Source organism: Vibrio sp. 811, assembly GCF_033339195.1.
Genome location: NZ_JAWOUB010000005.1, coordinates 177,413 through 195,596, shown reverse-complemented (window position 1 = coordinate 195,596; position 18,184 = coordinate 177,413). Strand labels below are relative to the sequence as shown.

The 18,184-nt window shown below is 43.2% G+C and carries 15 protein-coding genes; 10 read left to right on the top strand and 5 right to left on the bottom strand.

Features of this window, described 5'->3' with window-relative positions; translation table 11 throughout:
• Positions 1-51 precede the first annotated feature (51 nt).
• Positions 52-747 carry a Crp/Fnr family transcriptional regulator gene (locus R7Q46_RS10865; protein ID WP_005376777.1) on the top strand — a complete coding sequence of 232 codons (696 nt, stop codon included), beginning with the start codon at positions 52-54 and terminating at the stop codon, positions 745-747.
• Positions 748-873: 126 nt separating this feature from the next.
• On the opposite strand, the gene R7Q46_RS10860 is transcribed toward R7Q46_RS10865, so the two are convergent.
• On the bottom strand, positions 874-2,415 hold the full coding sequence (locus R7Q46_RS10860; RefSeq protein WP_213871704.1) for a long-chain-fatty-acid--CoA ligase: 1,542 nt from the start codon (positions 2,413-2,415) through the stop codon (positions 874-876).
• Between the two features lie 543 nt (positions 2,416-2,958).
• Between R7Q46_RS10860 and R7Q46_RS10855 the strand changes: the two genes are divergently transcribed.
• The 8 genes from R7Q46_RS10855 (at position 2,959) to R7Q46_RS10820 (ending at position 10,637) form a co-directional block, all read left to right on the top strand.
• Positions 2,959-4,218 carry a dicarboxylate/amino acid:cation symporter gene (locus R7Q46_RS10855; protein ID WP_005376774.1) on the top strand — a complete coding sequence of 420 codons (1,260 nt, stop codon included), beginning with the start codon at positions 2,959-2,961 and terminating at the stop codon, positions 4,216-4,218.
• Between the two features lie 156 nt (positions 4,219-4,374).
• Complete coding sequence (locus R7Q46_RS10850; protein ID WP_170893474.1) at positions 4,375-5,559, top strand: acyl-homoserine-lactone synthase; 1,185 nt, start codon at positions 4,375-4,377, stop codon at positions 5,557-5,559.
• Positions 5,552-8,092 (top strand): hybrid sensor histidine kinase/response regulator, encoded by a 2,541-nt coding sequence (locus R7Q46_RS10845; RefSeq protein ID WP_213871705.1) that lies wholly within the window; start codon positions 5,552-5,554, stop codon positions 8,090-8,092. The genes R7Q46_RS10850 and R7Q46_RS10845 overlap by 8 nt, the downstream gene beginning before the upstream one ends.
• A gap of 111 nt (positions 8,093-8,203) precedes the next feature.
• Entirely contained in the window at positions 8,204-8,446 is a 243-nt protein-coding gene (locus tag R7Q46_RS10840; protein ID WP_017634694.1) for a hypothetical protein, read from the top strand.
• Between the two features lie 198 nt (positions 8,447-8,644).
• Positions 8,645-9,208, top strand: a complete 564-nt coding sequence (locus R7Q46_RS10835) for a septation protein A (RefSeq protein ID WP_005376769.1) — start codon at positions 8,645-8,647, stop codon at positions 9,206-9,208.
• A gap of 225 nt (positions 9,209-9,433) precedes the next feature.
• Positions 9,434-9,829, top strand: a complete 396-nt coding sequence (gene yciA / locus R7Q46_RS10830; RefSeq protein ID WP_213871707.1) for an acyl-CoA thioester hydrolase YciA — start codon at positions 9,434-9,436, stop codon at positions 9,827-9,829.
• A 115-nt stretch (positions 9,830-9,944) separates the two neighbouring features.
• Complete coding sequence (locus R7Q46_RS10825) at positions 9,945-10,241, top strand: YciI family protein (protein WP_005386727.1); 297 nt, start codon at positions 9,945-9,947, stop codon at positions 10,239-10,241.
• Positions 10,242-10,244: 3 nt separating this feature from the next.
• Entirely contained in the window at positions 10,245-10,637 is a 393-nt protein-coding gene (locus R7Q46_RS10820; RefSeq protein ID WP_005386726.1) for a GspS/AspS pilotin family protein, read from the top strand.
• Between the two features lie 133 nt (positions 10,638-10,770).
• Here the strand turns inward: R7Q46_RS10820 and metE are convergent, their stop codons facing one another.
• Positions 10,771-13,053 carry a 5-methyltetrahydropteroyltriglutamate--homocysteine S-methyltransferase gene (gene metE / locus R7Q46_RS10815; RefSeq protein WP_262647522.1) on the bottom strand — a complete coding sequence of 761 codons (2,283 nt, stop codon included), beginning with the start codon at positions 13,051-13,053 and terminating at the stop codon, positions 10,771-10,773.
• A gap of 281 nt (positions 13,054-13,334) precedes the next feature.
• Between metE and metR the strand changes: the two genes are divergently transcribed.
• The gene (metR, locus tag R7Q46_RS10810; protein ID WP_005386724.1) at positions 13,335-14,246 is read left to right on the top strand and encodes an HTH-type transcriptional regulator MetR; all 912 of its coding nucleotides are present in this window, start codon (positions 13,335-13,337) and stop codon (positions 14,244-14,246) included.
• Between the two features lie 21 nt (positions 14,247-14,267).
• On the opposite strand, the gene R7Q46_RS10805 is transcribed toward metR, so the two are convergent.
• The 3 genes from R7Q46_RS10805 to R7Q46_RS10795 form a co-directional block, all read right to left on the bottom strand.
• On the bottom strand, positions 14,268-14,468 hold the full coding sequence (locus R7Q46_RS10805) for a DUF4250 domain-containing protein (protein WP_005376762.1): 201 nt from the start codon (positions 14,466-14,468) through the stop codon (positions 14,268-14,270).
• A gap of 152 nt (positions 14,469-14,620) precedes the next feature.
• Positions 14,621-15,331, bottom strand: coding sequence for a hypothetical protein (locus R7Q46_RS10800; protein ID WP_262647524.1), 711 nt, complete (start codon positions 15,329-15,331; stop codon positions 14,621-14,623).
• Positions 15,332-15,417: 86 nt separating this feature from the next.
• Positions 15,418-17,874 carry an EAL domain-containing protein gene (locus tag R7Q46_RS10795; protein ID WP_318077498.1) on the bottom strand — a complete coding sequence of 819 codons (2,457 nt, stop codon included), beginning with the start codon at positions 17,872-17,874 and terminating at the stop codon, positions 15,418-15,420.
• Positions 17,875-18,184 lie beyond the last annotated feature (310 nt).

Sequence of the window (18,184 nt, the reverse complement as noted above, 5' to 3'; positions counted from 1 at the left end):
GCTTGGGTCACTTAACTAACTCAATAAAGCAATGTGCAGTAAGGTTGCTACATGGAAGAAGTCAAAACACTGCTAGCCAAATGTCCTGTACTATCAGGGCTGCCAGATAAAGGGCTCAGTGAAGCAGCGCAAATGACTAAGGTTCGCTGCTTCGACGAAAAAGCACTGATTTGCAATAAAGGTGCACTTCAATCTTCTCTTATGGTCATAGCTCAAGGTGCAGTGAGAGTGAACTCAATTAGTTCAAAAGGCAAAGAAGTCACACTGATGATTTTCGAAGCTGGTGGCTGGTTTGGAGACAATGTTTTTTCTCCCGGTATGCCTCGTATTTTTGGTGCGACCGCGCATTCGGACGTGACTGTAATGGAGCTTCCTGGAGATAAATTTCGCCAGTTACTCGCCAAATACCCTCAAAGTTACCCCACTATACTCGACTTACTTAGCCGCCGTTTATGGTCTGCTATTTCTGTTATCGAAGATGACGCGATTAGAGGAATTGAAGAACGAGTCGCCAAAAGGTTGCTGCTGCTTGCTGAATACCAACTTAATCAAGCGATCGATACTCGACCATGCGTTGTCAGGGTAACAAGAGAACATATCGCTAACATGATGGGGCTAACTCGTCAGAGCGTACACAAGATACTAAAACGATTAGAAAGTATTGGGATGCTAGAGCTAAACTATGGCTCAGTAACCATTACCAATCCGAAACGCTTAGAAGAATACTTTAAAGAACTCGAGCAATAGATCCATTCAACAAGCGGTAAGTATTGTCTAACGATAGCTAAAAAACTTATGCATCTAATTGGTCAAGAGCACAACACCATTTGCGCTTAGGCAAGTGGCGCTGTGACACAAAAACCATTGAATTGACTAAGCTATATTCAATTCAGATTTCAACTCACGTTTCAAAATCTTTCCTGTCGCACTCATCGGGAGGTGTTCACGAATTTCGACATAACGAGGATATTTAAACGAGGCTAATTGCTCTTTACCCCACTTTTGTAATGAATCGGCGTCAATGTATTCTTTTGGTTTAAGTACAACGTAGGCTTTTATCTCTTCGCCATACTCTTCATTTGGAATCCCTATCACCGCTACCATTGAAACTGCAGGATGAGTCATGAAAACTTCTTCAATTTCTCTGGGATAAACATTAAATCCACCTCGAATGATCAGATCTTTCATTCTATCGACAATAAATAAATTACCTGAACTGTCAAAGCGGCCCACATCACCAGTATGGAACCAACCATTTTGTAGCGCAGATTCAGTAACTTCTGGGCGGTCAAGATATCCCTTCATAACATTATGACCACGCACAACAATCTCACCTTCTTCGCCTATCGGTAGTGCATTGCCTTCAATGTCGATAACTCTTACTTCGACGCCTTGAACCGGTTGACCTACCGAGCCTGGTATTCGCTCCTGATCTAAATGATTAAAACATGCAATAGGACTTGTCTCCGACAACCCGTATCCTTCTAAGATCGGCACATTAAATGTTTCTTCAAAGGTTCGAAAGATTTCGGTTGGTAATGGCGCACCACCGCTTACTGCAACACGCAATGACGAGGTATCAAATTGATGCTGCACATGAAGCAGACCGATGTACATCGTTGGCACACCAGCAAATATCGTCACCCTATGTTTTTCCACCAGCTCAAGAACATGTTTAGGCTCAAACCTAGGCACTAACACCAATGTTGCCCCGCCCAAAACACTAGCATTTAAGTGGACGGTTTGACCAAATGTATGAAATAAAGGCAAAGTTACTAAGTGAATATCATCGGCCTGGCTGCCCATAATGTTTTGTGCCACCAGAGCGTTCATTATGATGTTCTGCTGAGTCAGCTCAGCGCCTTTTGGTAAGCCTGTCGTCCCTGATGTATACAAAATCACACAAGTATCATCCGCATTACGCGGTATATAATCCGGCAACGGTTGGACATCGGCTATAAACGCATTGAGAGTTATTACACCATTCCAATAGCTTTCATCTTGAGATTGAGTCAGTACGACTATGCCTTCGCATGTATCGACTTGTTCAAAGGCTTTGACGCCCTCTTTTGCCATTGGCAGTTCTTTCGTCCCTTCAAAGCAGAAATAAAACTTCGCTTTTGAATCTTCTAAGTGATACTTAATTTCTCGCGCTTTCAAAAGCACATTTAATGGGACTGCAACCGCGCCAGCTTTTTGTATTGCATAATAAACAAACGCGAAAAAAGGAATGTTTGGGCATGAAATCGCAACGCGGTCACCTGGCTTTACGCCTTTATTGATTAAAGACGCTGCGATCTTGCCGGCGATCGCATTAAACTGCGCATAATTTATCTTTTCAGCGCCACATATCAACGCCGTTTTATCTGGTTTACTCGCAGCATTTCTTTGTAACGCAGCAGCAAGATTCATCATAGTCTCTTCACCTCTTACTTGTCTTTCTCGTCTAATCAGCTCAGGAGCATTAACTAAGCAAGTTATCCTTAACACTGGATCGTCAGCATTTGATTCTCACCAGTCATTACCATTTAACATTATGTTTACAACGCAATCAGGACTAAGAATGTAAAGCAATTAACATTTCAGAAGGCAAATTAATAAAAGTGTGAGCTTGAAAGAGATGAATTGTTATAAATATCACCCCAAGTCACTAAAAACTCTGACTGCAATAGCAAATACAAAAGCGGTTAAAATTAACAAAAAGAAAACAAATAAAGAAAAATAAACTTGAACAATCCCAAGCGTAACCATTATAAGAAAAATCAATAGCAAACGTTTGCTATTGAACAAAACTTTATCGTTCGTCAATAAAATATCGATTAATCCATCAATAATACCTTGCTGCATATTGCCAATTGTAAACGATAAGTGTAAAAAGCAAGGCGAGATAATTATCCGTAAATCCATTTATGGTTAGTGGGTAATTTTAGGATTTTACATTTTATTAGCACAGAGGTTATGGAAGTGTTAAAAGAAAAGAGTTTGCTAAACAACATTGGCGTACAAGTCGTAATCGCCATGATCGTGGGCACAGCCGTTGGTGCCATGATGGGTCATGATGCGACAGTGTTCGCTCCTTTAGGTGCTATCTTTATCAACTTAATCAAAATGTTGGTTATTCCTTTGGTCGCTGTAGCCTTGATTTCTGGCGCCGCTGGTCTTGGGAACAGCCAGTCAGCAGGTAAAGTTGGTATCGTCACTCTAGGTTATTTTGGTTTAACATCCGCCCTAGCCGTTGCGCTTGCACTATTTATGGGTGAAGTATTCCAACCAGGCATGGGTATCGACGTCTCTGGCGTCGAAGGCATGTTCTCAGCAGAATACGCTTCAAAAGGTGAACTACCTACTTTCTGGGCAACCATCACTGGTATGATCCCAACCAACGTTTTCCAATCACTAAATGAAGCAAACATCCTACAGATCCTCGTTTTCTGTATGTTCTTTGGTATTGCGATTTCTAAGCAAGCAAAAGAGCGTCGTGAACCAATCATCAATGGTGTTAACTGCATCGTTGACGCAATGGTTTGGATGATCAACAAAGTAATGATCATTGCACCTATCGGTGTATTTGGTCTGATGGCAGAAGCCGTCGGTACGTTCGGTTTTGGTGCGCTAATGGTGGTGTTTAAACTGTTCGTTGTTTACGTTGCCGCCATCCTAATCTTCGGTTTCGTTGTTTACCCAGCAATGGTGCATGTTTTCACGAAGACATCTGCGAAGAAATTCCTGTCTTCAATGAAGAAACCGCAAGCAGTTGCGCTTTCAACAGCGTCTTCTATGGCAACACTGCCTGTTACAATGGACACCTGTGAAAAAGAGCTGGGCGTAAAAAATTCAACTGCATCATTTGTTCTGCCTCTAGGCGCAACGATCAACATGTCAGGTAATGCGATTTACTATGGCTTGGTTGCTATCTTCTTTGCTCAACTGTTCAATATCGATCTAGGCATGGGCGCTTACATTGCAATTATCGTAACGTCTACATTGGGTGCGGTTGGTCAAGCGGGTGTTCCTGGCCCTTCTTTCCTAGTGGTTGCCGTGCTTCTTGCCGCTGGCATTCCAATTGAAGGTCTACCGCTGCTATTCGCTCTTGACCGTATTTTCGATATGATTCGTACAGCACTGAACATCACAGGTGATGCTGCATGTGCAGTTATCGTTGATGCGCTAATTGAAGAAGAAACGGCAGAAGCTGAGCTAAAAAAGCAAGAAGCCTAACCCTTTCTTGAATAGACCAAAAACCGCTCATAATGAGCGGTTTTTTTGTCTTTTCTTGCATTACGTAACTATACAAATAGAAACCGATGGCATAAATTTTTCAAAATGATATAAACCATTACAAAATATAACAAAACGTTAGAGCTAGGTTATATCATGAGTCTTGAGCAATCTTTGGACTATCTCACCAAAACAAATTTGCCGATCGAATCAAAGCAGCAGGCCTTGGTTGACTCAGTTATTCTTACCCTAACGAAACAAAAACGAGATGCTCTTTTTCAACAGGTTGCTCTGTATCGAATAAAACTGCTTAAATCTCTCTTTCCTAAACACGCATCAAAAAGTCTTTCTGCACTATTTGAGTTAATGGATTATCGAGATTTAGTGCAACAGTATCCGACAGGTTTCTCCAAAGAGATTCGTTTACTTGAACAACTTGCCGCAGATTGTTACCCGCATTGGATGGTTTTCTGGTGTCAATGCGAGATCGAAGCAATCAAGCAAAAATATCCTTCAAACGAAGCTGTGATTCCTACTCCGCTTCCGTTTGACGACCACAGCTATACTAGCGTGTTAATTGAAGATATCGCAGATTGCGATCTTGAGGTAATGCTGCCAAATCATGCTGCGTTAATGCCGATTTCCGAAGCGATCACACTGAGTAATCTTGAGCTTTTCGTCCAAGCTGAACAGTGGTTTGAAATCTTGCCTCTTTTATCACTCTCGCAAAAAGGGCAGCACTTTGCGCTCTTGCTCAAATCGTCATCTTCACCAATCATGGTCTCCTCCGCTTTAGTGCAAGGCTGGCATCAACGAAATAACTGGCTCAGTTACTCACCACAGTTTAGTAACGAACAATGGCAGTTTTGCTTTCCTAATCATGGGTACAGTGTTCTCTATCAACTGGGTATTTTGGAGTGTCGTGCTCTAACTCATGAGCACACTCTTATTGGGTTTGATGCTCAGTTTCAATCTCGTGTAAAGAACACTGAAGCGGTTTGCGAAGTACTGCGTCTTACGGTGGGAGGCAACATTCAACAAAAGCTGTATTTTTTGTATCTGGCGCAAAAAACTATGATGAGCGAGCTCTATAAAGCAGGCTATAAGCTCGGCTTTACCATTATTGAGCAAGTATTTATGTTAAATTTCTATCAATCTATTGATTTAAGTGCCTACTTTCACTCAGGATACCGCGACATTAACGGTGACGGTACCAAGACATACCGCGGTTTCTGGAATTTAGGTATGATGGTTGAAGCATTTCAAGACATACAATTTCGCGACTACAAACATTGCGTACGAACAAAAAGAATGGATAAAAAGGTGAATGAGCATGCTTGATGTTCATTTGCACGGTCTCTTTTACCCAAAAGCAATGGCATTGTACGCGACTGTACTAATAGTATTCGCTTGGCTACTGTATTACTGCTATCGCCTAAAACAGAAGAGTGAATCAATCTTAGGCTCGCATCACGCGCCTTACATCGCTTATTCCAGCTGTATCATTGTTTGGATAAGCAGCAACGCCTATTTCCATACCGATTTATTGCCAGAATTAGGCTCTGTTGGTGGTATTTTTATGGCTAAGTTAGCGAACTTAGCGTCTTTTTTCGCCTTTGCGTTTGCATTCTATTTTTCTTGCCAGTTAACCGCAGATGTTAAAAAAACAGCGGTCAAAGTCTGGCAAAAAGTCGTCTTTGTCGCACTAGCAACGTATTCACTGTACATCAACTTAGTGCCGAATCTTACTGTCGAAAATGTCACCATTAGTGGTCCAAGCCAGTTCGTCATTGAATTTGGCCCACATACCTCATATTTTTTCATTAGTTTGCTAGCTTTCGTGGTACTAACGCTGCTTAACTTGATTGCCATGCGCGCGAACAGCAGCAAGCTCACGCTAGCAAAAAGCAACTATATGATAGCTGGCATTTTGGTATTCATGTTATCTACGGCAGTGATACACCTTGGAATGACGTATTTCCTTGGCGACTTCTCCCTAACTTGGTTACCACCAGCACTTTCAATCAGCGAAATGTTGTTTGTGGGCTATGCCCTACTTACCTCTCGCTTCTACAGCGCTAAATATCTCACGTACTTAACGGTAAGCGCGCTCTTAGTCTGCGCCATTTTTGTTCTGCCGCTAGGGGCGATATTTATTCCTATCTCTGAAGATAACCAATGGCTTGTTGCGGTACCTTTATGTGCGCTTATCGGTATCACTTGGCACTTGCTTTTTAAGCGAGTCAGTCGTTACGCTTCGTATTTTATTTATGGGAAACGACACACTCCCGTTCAGCAAATCCTTGGGTTAGAGGAAGAGTTTAAACGCTCAATAGATGATGCTATGCATCAGTTGGCATCGTTACTTAACATACCAAACAACAAGCTGCAGCTAGTCACTAGCAATTACACAGAAACGTTTTACGAAGAGTACCTGCCGTCAAGCAAGTCAGTTCTCGTGCTAGATGAGTTGTCTGAAGAAATTGATTATGCCTCCTCTTCTAAAGGGTCGATGAGAAAGCTCTACGAGCGCATGCGCTCAAGCAATACTGCGCTCGTTATGCCTCTCTTCGGTCGTGGAAAGTCTGTTACTCACTTACTAATTTCTTCACATAAAATAGATAATAAGCTGTTTTCTAATGAAGAAATCTCAGCTCTGCAAACGTTATTAGTTCGCATCCAGAGCACCATTGAAGCCGATAGAAAGGTACGCCAAAGCCGTGCGCTGGCTAACTCCATTGCACATGAAATGCGTAACCCTCTCGCTCAAGTACAATTACAATTTGAAGCTTTAAAACAGCATATAGAGTCAAACGCTTCACTGGATACGCTAAAAAGAGAAATTGATAAAGGTGAAGCCGCTATACAACGCGGTCGACAACTTATCGATATTATTTTACGAGAAGTTAGTGACAGCTCACCAGAGCATGAGCCTTTAGCTCTCACTTCCATACATAAAGCCATCGACCAAGCAATAAGCCGTTATGGTTTTGAAAACGATCAAATAATAGAGAGAATTAACCTGCCACAGGCACACGATTTTGTCGCGAAGTTAAATGAGACCCTGTTTAACTTTGTCATTTTCAATTTGATTCGTAACGCTATCTACTATTTTGATTCTTATCCCGACAGTCAAATTGAGATTCGTACCCAGACGGGGGCTTACGAAAACATTCTGATCTTCCGAGATAGTGGGCCAGGTATAGATAGCAGTATCTTACACAAGATATTTGATGACTTTTTCTCGTATCAAAAAAGCGGAGGCAGTGGCTTAGGTTTGGGCTATTGCCAACGTGTTATGCGCTCCTTCGGAGGACGAATAGAGTGCCAGTCTGAATTGAGCGAGTTCACAGAATTCTACTTGTATTTCCCAGTCGTACCAAACGCACCAAAACCAGAGACATTGAGAGCACCGGACTTTGATAGCTGGAAAGCAACTCCATCACATTCTGAAAATCATTCAGCTCAACACGTACAAGTATGTAAAGATGCACCAACAGTGCTCATTGTTGATGACAAAGAGGTGCAACGCACCTTGGTACAGATGTATTTAAAAAGATTGGGAGTCAACAGCTTACAAGCAAATAATGGAGCCTCTGCGGTAGAACTATTCCACTCACACAAGATTGATCTCGTTCTTATGGATGTCCAAATGCCGGTAATGAATGGATTTGACGCAAGCCAACGGATTAAGCAAATCACATCCTCCGTTCCAATCATTGCCTTATCTGGTGAGTCTGGAGCTAGAGAGTTGGAGCTAATTTCGAAACTCATGGATGACAGACTCGAAAAGCCCACCACGTTAAATGCACTTCAAGTCGTCATCCAAAGATGGCTACAGAACGAGACTTTTGCACCTTCCAACACTTTTTAATTTGCAAATATAGAATTGGCACTAGATGTGCATTATTGGAGTAAATCGAATTATCCAGAAGGTCAAGCAGGCTGCAAATGAGTAGCGTATGAGCTTGATAAGGAGATCGCCATGTTACTTCATCGACATACATACTACGGCTTGATTCATCATGGAATCAAAACACTGTTACTTGATCGCTTAGGCCACTATACAGAAGAAGAGTATCATCAATATCTGACCCTGATGACTGGTAAATCCACTTGCTTCACGATGTCTCTCGAAGAGCTAGAAGCAACGGTCGATAACTTACTGCGGGAAGGCTATTTAGAAGATGTAAAAACGCTTATTTCCCAATATCAACGTGTGGCTTAAGGTTTAAAACTCTCAACTCTATTGCCGCTTCACGCGGCAATTTTTATTCCTTCCATTTGCTGTTTCGACGTGGAAGACGCTTGCGGGCTGTACGATATACTAAGCGTTACTATTCTTACCCTAACTTCCCCAGTATTCACATCTTGTCAGATTCAGTTAGACTGTCTTCAATTCAATAATTAGGTAGATTTTGCCATCATGAAGCAGATCCTAGACTTTATACCACTCATCGTTTTCTTCGCTTTATACAAGCTGTACGACATCTACGTGGCGACAGGTGCACTGATCGTAGCAACAGCCATTCAGCTTGTCGTCACCTATGCACTGTATAAGAAAGTCGAAAAGATGCAGCTAATAACATTTGTTATCGTCACTATCTTCGGCGGCATGACCCTTTTCTTCCACGACGACAATTTTATAAAGTGGAAAGTCACCATCATTTACGCGATTCTGGCGATTGGCTTAGCAGTGAGCCACGCATTGGGAAAATCAGCCATCAAAGGTATGCTAGGCAAGGAAATTACGTTACCTGACGCTGTTTGGGCAAAGATTAACTGGGCTTGGGTTGGCTTCTTCTCATTCTTCGCTGGCCTAAACATTTATATTGCTTACGAATTGCCGTTGGATGTTTGGGTTAACTTCAAAGTATTTGGAATGTTGATCGCGACATTTGCCTACATGATTGCGACTGGCTTTTACATTTATAAACACATGCCAAAAGAACAAAAAAATAACTCATCCGATGTGTCCACTGATGATTAAAAACTCAGTTTTGCTATAATCCGCGACTTCACAGCGACCTTAGGGTCGCTGTTTTGCTCCATGTATCAGTAAACCGCTCAAACAACGTACCGTTTTCAGACCATTCTTGCTGCTGTAAACCAACTTTCTCTGGTCCGGTATCTGCGGTTTTTTAAGGACCTTTGGTTCTAGGTATTTACTATGTTGGCGCTTAGTTTGAGCGCCTTTAAGATTTAGGATGTCACAATGAGTCAAGAAATTAGCTCTCCGAAAGGTCAAATGCTGCTTCGTACCCTTGCAATGCCTGCAGATACAAACGCCAATGGCGATATTTTTGGCGGTTGGATAATGTCTCAGCTCGACTTAGCGGGCGCGATTCTGGCAAAAGAGATCTCTTGTGGTCGCGTTGTCACCGTTTCGGTATCAAGCATTACGTTCAAAAAACCTGTTAGTGTGGGCGATGTCGTATGCTGCTACGGCGAATGCACTAAGATCGGCCGCACATCCATGAGTGTCGATTTGGAAGTATGGGTCAAACCCGTCAAAGCTCACGGTGTTGGCGAACGCTTCATGGTTTGTGATGCGACCTTCAACTACGTAGCCATTGACAGTGAAGGTAAACCACGTCCGGTTCAGAATTAGTCAACCTACAACGCTAACAGTTAGAAAGGATCTCACATTTTCTGTTGTTCACTTGTGAGAGACACAAAAAAGGCGTTAAATTAACACTTTACCCTACCAATTAAGGAACTATGCTATGTGGTATGTCATCTTTTCACAGGACGTTGAGAACTCGTTGGAAAAACGCATGAGCGTTCGCCCACAACACTTGGATCGCTTACAAAAGCTACAAGACGAAGGTCGCCTTCTTACAGCTGGTCCGATGCCTGCGATAGATTCTGACAATCCTGGTGAAGCTGGATTTACGGGCTCAACTGTCATCGCTGAATTCGCCTCTCTAGAGGATGCTAAAGCGTGGGCAGAAGCCGATCCTTATGTAGCGGCTGGTGTTTACGATCATGTAATCGTGAAACCGTTCAAAAAAGTGTTTTAATTTATGAAAAAATTACTGTGTCTTTTCTTGGTATTTGGTGCTCTGGCTGGCTGTTCATCAACCGATGATAATCAGCGCCAACTTGAGCTTATGGCATCAAACCGAGCAGGAGTCTTGTCAGCGGGCCTCCCTTTAGAGTACGGTCCACTGCAAATAATGCGTGTCTCATCCAACAAAAATGTTGTAGAGATGATGATGATTTATAACGATGGCGCACTCGGTGCAAAGCCGTTAAATCAAGTACTGAATACCAGTATCTATACCTACTGCAGCAACCCAGAAGTTCGCAAGCAAATTGATATGGGCTTGATGTATCGTATTAAAGTACGTAATTCTCGCGGTCAGTTGATGGCAGATGAGTTGGTTTCCGCACAGACTTGTACTCAGGTGAAGTAGCTACAGTAATTTTTGTTGCTTTCGGCATGAGACGATGATTCGCTATTATTGGATAATCTGAAAACGAAAGTTAACAGTTAAGAATAGAAAAACGGAGACCACAGTCTCCGTTTTTATTTGCTGTAACGATGTGTTACGCCAGCTCAGCACGGAGCTTCTTCGCCGCTGAAACCAGATTCGCCAATGCCGCTTCTGTCTCCTTCCAGTTTCGTGTTTTCAGACCACAATCTGGGTTTACCCACAAACGTTGAGCCGGAATTTTTTCTGCCGCTTTCTTGATTAAACCTTCAATCCATTCTTCCGTAGGAATGTTTGGTGAGTGAATGTCATAAACACCAGGGCCAATTTCGTTCGGGTAATTGAACTCTTCAAATGCTTTCAGCAGCTCCATATTTGAGCGAGATGTTTCAATGGTAATGACGTCCGCATCGAGTGCCGCAACCGAATCAATGATTTCATTGAACTCGCTGTAACACATATGAGTGTGAATCTGAGTTTCTGGTTTTGCACTTGCCGCAGAGACCTTAAACGCATTTACGGCCCATTCTAAGTACGCTTTGTGATCACGTTTTTTGAGTGGTAAACCTTCTCGAATGGCTGGCTCGTCAATTTGAATGATATTTATGCCTGCATCTTGCAGGTCAGACACCTCATCACGTAGTGCCAAAGCAAGTTGCTGCGCAATTTCTTGACGTGTGATGTCTTCACGTGGGAACGTCCAACATAAAATCGTAACTGGTCCAGTCAACATGCCTTTCATCTGTTTGCTGGTTAGCGACTGGGCGTACGTCGACCATTCAACCGTGATCGGTTTTTCACGTTCAATGTCAGCAACTACAATGGCAGGTTTCACACAGCGAGAGCCATAACTCTGTACCCAACCAAATTTGGTCGTTTGAAAACCCGCTAAGTTCTCAGCGAAGTATTCCACCATGTCGTTACGCTCTGCTTCACCGTGAACTAGCACATCTAGGTCGAGCGCCTCTTGACGTTTCACTGCGTCAGCAATATGTCCTTTAAGTGCTTGGATATATTCAGACTCAGATAATTGACCTGTACGATAAGCGCTGCGCTGCACCCGGATTTCACCCGTTTGAGGAAAAGAGCCGATTGTCGTTGTTGGCAACAAAGGCAAGCCCAATACTTCAGCTTGATGCGCAGCACGCTCTGCATAAGGTGCGCTGCGCTCGGCAAGTGACGCGGTAATGTTGTTTAAACGCGCTTGTACTTGAGGTTTATTCACATGTGTTGCTGTCTTGCGCACTTTTATTGGCTGGCTATAGGTATCACAAGCGAGAATCGCATTTTGGTCACCATCGAGCGCTCGGCCAAGCAAGGCGACTTCTGCCACTTTTTGTTTTGCAAAGGCAAACCAACTTTTTACTTCTTCGCTCAGTTCTGTTTCCAGAGCTAAATCAACAGGGCTATGTAGCAGAGAACATGAACTGGCAACCCAAAGTTTGTCGCCCAGTTTCTCTTTGACTGGCTGTAGACGCTCGAGTTGGGCACTTAAATCTGAACGCCACACATTACGACCATTCACAACGCCGGCAGAAAGCACCCACCCCTCGGGTAACTTGGTAACTACATCGTCAAGCTGCTTAGGGACGGTAGATAAATCGATATGCAAACCATCTACCGGAAGCTCTACAATTTTGCCTAGCGTATCGCTTACGGAGTCAAAGTACGTCGTTAGCAGCACTTTTACATCGCTTCGAATCACTTGGTAGGCTAGCTTAAACGAATCAGCCCATTTGCTTTCTAGCTCCAGTGACAAAATTGGCTCATCAATCTGAACCCACTCAACACCTTGACTTGCTAGCTTTGCCAAAATAGCTTGGTAAGCAGTAAGTAAGCGTGGTAGAAGGGTTAAGCGGTCAAACCCTTCTTCGACCTCTTTGCCCAAGTAAAGGTAACTGACTGGGCCAAGCAAAACAGGCTTCACTTGGTGGCCAGCTTGAAGCGCTTCGTTGACTTCTTCAAACAGTTGCGGCCAGCTCACTTCAAACGTATCGTCCTTGCTGAATTCAGGGACAATGTAATGGTAGTTTGTGTTGAACCATTTGGTCATATCCGATGCCGCAGCGCCCGCACAGCTGCAACCCGCCTGAGATTGACCGCGACCCACTTTGAACAACGTATCCAGGTTAGGGAAACCATCAGCGTGACGCTTTGGCACATGACCCAATAGCAACGTGGTCGTCAGTACATGATCGTACCAAGCGAAGTCGCCAGCGGTGGCAAAACTCAGACCAGCATCCGTTTGTGTTTGCCAGTTTTTGGCGCGTAGATCTGCCCCAACCTTTTTAAGCTCAGCTTGATCAATTTCTCCTCGCCAGTATTTCTCCTGAGCGAATTTTAATTCTCTTTTTTCACCAATGCGTGGATAACCTAGTATGTGAGTCGTTGTCGCCATGTCTCTATTCCTTTCTCAATTTTGTTCAATTTGTTTGGATCAGAGCATCTTTCGGTAAAGAATGAGATGTCTGGATGGCTAAACTATCGCTCTCATCTGATATTAGAACAACGTCCATTTATTCAACTTGTTTATTAAAAAAATTCATCATGAAGCGACATGATTCGCAAATAAAAACAACAAATAGACGTCTAGACGTTTACATATCCATTTTTTGTCGTTAAGTTATTTACACGATTGCTATTCTGTTCATAGCGAGCAACAAAGGATGAAAGGAATTCATGATAGAGCTAAAACATTTGCGGACACTCACTTCGCTTCGAGACACTGGCTCTCTAACGGCGACAGCGACCGCTTTGCATCTCACTCAGTCGGCACTGTCTCATCAGATCAAAGATTTGGAGGCGCGAATTGGAGGGCAACTGTTCCTGAGAAAGACTCGTCCGGTGAAGTTCACTTCAGAGGGAGAAATCCTATTGCGTCTTGCAGAAGATATCCTTCCGAAACTCGCAAGAGCAGAAAATGATTTAGCGAGCTTGAAAGAGGACGTCAATGGCCGATTACATATGGCCATTGAATGTCACTCTTGCTTCCAATGGCTAATGCCTGCACTTAGGGAGTACCAACTTGCTTGGCCTAGCGTAACATTGGACTTTTCCTCTGGTTTTGGCTTTGAACCACTCCCAGCTCTATTGGCAGGCGAACTCGATCTCGTTATTACTTCCGATATCCAACCTCGATCTGAAGTCCACTACGAGCCTCTATTCGACTTTGAAATGCGTTTAATTACCGCAACCAACCACCCATTGGCGGAAAAAGAAATTATTGAGCCGCAAGATCTCGCAGATCAAACCATGCTCTCTTATCCGGTTCAAAAACAAAGGCTAGACGTCGTAAAACACTTTCTTCAGCCAGCAGGAATAGAACCTGCGAAATGGAAGCAAGCCGACAACACTCTCATGTTAGTTCAGATGGTCTCTGCTGGATTAGGGGTGGCGGCACTACCCAATTGGGCGATTTCTGAATTTTCTCGCCAAGGTCTTATTACCAGTAAACCTTTCGGCCAAGGCTTATGGCGTCGCTTGTTTGCTGCAACGCGTCACTCAGAGAAAGAAAAGCGTTACTTACAAGCTTTTTTCGCAACCGCGAGGCTACAATGTAAAAGCCACCTTGACGGAATCAAGGTGGCTTAAAAGATTTGGATTATGAAAGGCTTAGCGTTGATATGCTTTAAATTGGTTAGTCAATGGATCGTACTGATAACCGAGCATATCAAGCTTGCCGACTACAGACTCTACATCCATCTCATACACTGATACTAACTCGTCAAAACTGTCGCACTCTAAACGTAGCTTTTCGTTGACGATACCTAGCAAAATAGTGCTGTCCAGATTACCTACATTGCTTAAATCCATCGCGACTCTCCTCTTCGACAAGGTATATAAACAAGCGTAGTAGTAATCACGCGAATTTAAAGTGAGTGCGATCTAAAACGTGATCACCTTATACCCAAGCACCAAGAAAGCACTTGGATATAAGCCGTCTAGCTTTGTCTTTAGAATAGAGGTTAAGCCGCGAGAGAGAATAAACCTTGCAGGCTCGTCATCGACGCGAGTGCTAGAAACAAGGCAACGCTCAGTTGCACCTTTTCTGGTTTCTTATGCGTAAAAATATGCCAACACCACACAATAATTGAAGAAATTAGCATAGCTAAAGACAGCAAGATCGGCTGTGTCGCAGCGTTTAGTGTGGCTTCATTTAACTGGTAAGAAGCAAACAACGTTGCGATGACTAATAGCATTCCAGACACAATGCCAGTAACTGGTAAAATTCGGTGAAATGCCTGTAATCTGCTGCGAGCTATCGTAAGTAGCAATTGAGAAAATGACGCCCCAAGGAAAAATATCATTAGCGCCATCGCTATCGATGCTGGCCAGCTTGATTGCTCAAATACCTGAATACTTACATACGCAAAGGCCAAACCATTCGCTAAATGCATCGCCCATAGTGGCCCTTTTTCACGCGTTTTCTTGGTTTGAACCTGAGAATAGAAGTAGAAAATAGCAAACACGATCATAAATGCTTCAATGCGAAGTGACGCAACAGCGAGCCACAATACAGCTACTGCTGGCAACATTTTATGAAGACGTCCTCGCTGACCAGGACAAATATCTCCCTTTATTAGAAGCAAAGTCAGTAGCGCTTGTGCGCCAAATAGCATCGGAGGGAAAGTAACCAGCAATTGTTGAATCATGTAGAATGCACGCTCAAAAGTCATTTTGGGGGGCGATAATATCAAATCAACTATCGCCAAACCACCGAAAGTCGGCCCCCAAATGAGCTAAAACGGTAAGACAATTTTATTCACAGAGAAGCAAGATACTTCAACGCGTCTTCCTGCGTTAAAACTCCACGGTACTCTTCTTTGGTATTACACAGTACCCAAGGGAAACGAATGCCGGTTTTAACCAACTCTCGAATAACAGAGACAGGTAAATCCTCATCAACCAACACAAATTCGGTGCTCATTATCTGATTAACAGGACGTTTCCAAATTCGGCTTTCTCGTTCAGTTTCTCGCTCTGTGCCCATCGAGGGCGTTAGGTGTAAATTCACCGTCTCTTTCGTAATTAACCCAACACAACGATTTTCATTGAGAACAACTAAAGGCGAGCTTGGATTCAAATTCATGTACTCCACTGCCAAGGAGAGCGGTTCTCCAGGGTCCATAGACCTGACTTGTTCATGGCCCACAGATTGCAACACATCACTTTGCTTAGACTCAACCGCGATGTCAGAGAACAGATGCTCATAACTGTCCGCTTTATCCATCAAATCGACAGGCACGGCAGCAGAAAATAGAAAGCCCTGCATGTAATCGACACCGATTTCTGCCAATACTTGAAGTTCTTGCTTAGATTCCACGCCTTCGGCAACCACTTTTACATTCATTTGCTGTGCAAGCTCGGTGACCATTTTAACAATGTTATAGCTTGTGCTCCCTTTATGAATGTTCTTGACGAATTTTCGGTCTATTTTCAGTAAATCAAACTGCCCTTTTTCTAGATAAGAAAAAGAAGAATACCCAGTACCGAAGTCATCAATCGCGATCTCAATGCCCTCTTTCCGCACTTCCTCTAGAGCTCGAGTATGCTCCTCATCTTGTTCAAAATACGCGGTTTCTGTTAGCTCGATAGTTACTCGCTTAGGGTCTACACCACTGGCTTTAATCAAATCATGCGACCGCTGAAGGATCTGAAGAGAATCCAATTTCGTATTGAGGGAGCGATTGATGGTCACGCCCACTTCCTCGCCATAAATTTCTTGTAAGCGCGGAAAGTGCTTCAACGCAGCTTGGCAGACCACATCATCAAGTGCCGCTATGAGTTCTAGATCTTCAATAATAGCGATCATCTTTTGCGTACAATACGCATCATTTTCATCATAGAAGCGTGCGAGAGCCTCGAACTTAACCACTCTTCCGGTTTGAACGTCGATAATCGGTTGAAAGTAAACGTCCACTAGCCCACTCTCTATTTGCGCCTCCAAAAACGCCTCGAGATGTTGGCGCTTCACTAATTCAGAGTGAAGTTCACTGTCGTAAAAGTTGAAATAGCTGCCTTCACCGGAAATAGAGGACAACATTGCTTGCGCTGCATGTGCTAGCGCTTGTCTTGGTCGGTTCGTATCATAGCCAAGGATTGACACACCAGTTTGGCCTTTAACGATAGTGGCATGCATTTTTGTGCCCATTGCATTTCTAAGCTCATTAAAGAACCCTTTCATGGCAATTTGGATCAAACGAACCGGGCTCAACCATTGACAATGAGGGGTCTGCAAGCATACGACAAACACATCCCGAGATAACTGCCCCGCAATACTGGTGTAGCGACTTCGCATAATAAAATCTGCAAAACCTAATTGCTGTTCAAGCAAGTATCTCTCCGAAAACTTGGGTCTTAGTGTCATAACAATGTTGAGTTCTTTATTTCTGCTTTCATTCGCTAAGGTAGCTAATTGGAGTTCAAATTCTTTCCTCGTCGGTAAAAAGGCAGCCCAATCATGCTGTTGTTCACAACGATTTTTCATCCACAACAACGAAGCAGAAATATCCGTAGAAAATCCGAGATAGAGAATTCGTCCAGAATGAAACGTAAGTCGGTAAATACAAAGATGATGAGCTTGGTTGCTACCGTTTGCTGTTTTGCTCAACAAGTTACCACACCAACATCCTTCATCATTAATTTGCTGCCACAGCTGATCATAAAACGCTTGGCTATGGTGAGAGGTACTGAATATATGAGTTTTAAGCCCAACCAGATCTCGGTTTTGATAGCCCATTTGTAACTCAAAGGCACGGTTACAACCTAAGATGCGCGTATCTTCATCGGCAACTAAAACGCCTACATTTGGCAAATCAAAAATCGTTTCGAGGATTTTCGCTAACTCCTCGCAACCAGTGATTGTTAATTGTGGAATGATAGTGCCTTGGATAATGCGCTTATTGAGCCTTTCAAAACTAATAGTAACGTGCACTAAGTTAACGTTTTTTAGCATCATGCAACAAGAAAACCGCCCCCGTCCGCCAAAGAGTTCCACTTCTAGAATTCGTTGTTTTAGCGTTTCTTGTTGCCCCATCAGCATATGATCAAACAAGTTATTTAGGCTGGTTACTGGCGTACTTATCCCAAATGCCTTTGCCATTCCTTGCTGATCACATTCGAACTCGCGAGTATCAATATCGTAAGACCACTCTATAACAGGAGTTAGACTGGAAGTCGTTTGCATTTTTGGATGCACTGTTGTCGTAGATTCACTCATACCCTAGCCCCTTTTTTTGTAATTAGCCCAAGGCTCAAAATTCACAGTCAATTCGCGACATTCCAGTTGGGACCTGCCGATCCTCTTTATAGATGGATTGTGTCAACGATAAGCCTATCGACTTAGAACTATTTCCAGAGCAGCTCAGCCTTTTGCATTTAATATGCACTAACTTGATTATAGGCTTTACCCCGCATAAGCACACCATTGCTTATGCTTTGTATTAAGATTGCGACATTTTTCATGAACCGATCTATAACCATGAGGCTTTCAAGGTGAAATTAGACAGAAAATCGCCGATAGAGCATTG

What these genes read in the sequence shown, in the direction of transcription:
- R7Q46_RS10795 (WP_318077498.1), bottom strand. Translation starts at nt 17,874, where the DNA reads ATGAGTGAATCTACGACAACAGTGCATCCAAAAATGCAAACGACTTCC.
- R7Q46_RS10860 (WP_213871704.1), bottom strand. Translation starts at nt 2,415, where the DNA reads ATGATGAATCTTGCTGCTGCGTTACAAAGAAATGCTGCGAGTAAACCA.
- R7Q46_RS10805 (WP_005376762.1), bottom strand. Translation starts at nt 14,468, where the DNA reads ATGGATTTAAGCAATGTAGGTAATCTGGACAGCACTATTTTGCTAGGT.
- R7Q46_RS10825 (WP_005386727.1), top strand. Translation starts at nt 9,945, where the DNA reads ATGTGGTATGTCATCTTTTCACAGGACGTTGAGAACTCGTTGGAAAAA.
- metR (WP_005386724.1), top strand. Translation starts at nt 13,335, where the DNA reads ATGATAGAGCTAAAACATTTGCGGACACTCACTTCGCTTCGAGACACT.
- R7Q46_RS10835 (WP_005376769.1), top strand. Translation starts at nt 8,645, where the DNA reads ATGAAGCAGATCCTAGACTTTATACCACTCATCGTTTTCTTCGCTTTA.
- R7Q46_RS10845 (WP_213871705.1), top strand. Translation starts at nt 5,552, where the DNA reads ATGCTTGATGTTCATTTGCACGGTCTCTTTTACCCAAAAGCAATGGCA.
- R7Q46_RS10855 (WP_005376774.1), top strand. Translation starts at nt 2,959, where the DNA reads ATGGAAGTGTTAAAAGAAAAGAGTTTGCTAAACAACATTGGCGTACAA.
- metE (WP_262647522.1), bottom strand. Translation starts at nt 13,053, where the DNA reads ATGGCGACAACGACTCACATACTAGGTTATCCACGCATTGGTGAAAAA.
- R7Q46_RS10865 (WP_005376777.1), top strand. Translation starts at nt 52, where the DNA reads ATGGAAGAAGTCAAAACACTGCTAGCCAAATGTCCTGTACTATCAGGG.
- R7Q46_RS10850 (WP_170893474.1), top strand. Translation starts at nt 4,375, where the DNA reads ATGAGTCTTGAGCAATCTTTGGACTATCTCACCAAAACAAATTTGCCG.
- R7Q46_RS10840 (WP_017634694.1), top strand. Translation starts at nt 8,204, where the DNA reads ATGTTACTTCATCGACATACATACTACGGCTTGATTCATCATGGAATC.
- R7Q46_RS10800 (WP_262647524.1), bottom strand. Translation starts at nt 15,331, where the DNA reads ATGACTTTTGAGCGTGCATTCTACATGATTCAACAATTGCTGGTTACT.
- yciA (WP_213871707.1), top strand. Translation starts at nt 9,434, where the DNA reads ATGAGTCAAGAAATTAGCTCTCCGAAAGGTCAAATGCTGCTTCGTACC.
- R7Q46_RS10820 (WP_005386726.1), top strand. Translation starts at nt 10,245, where the DNA reads ATGAAAAAATTACTGTGTCTTTTCTTGGTATTTGGTGCTCTGGCTGGC.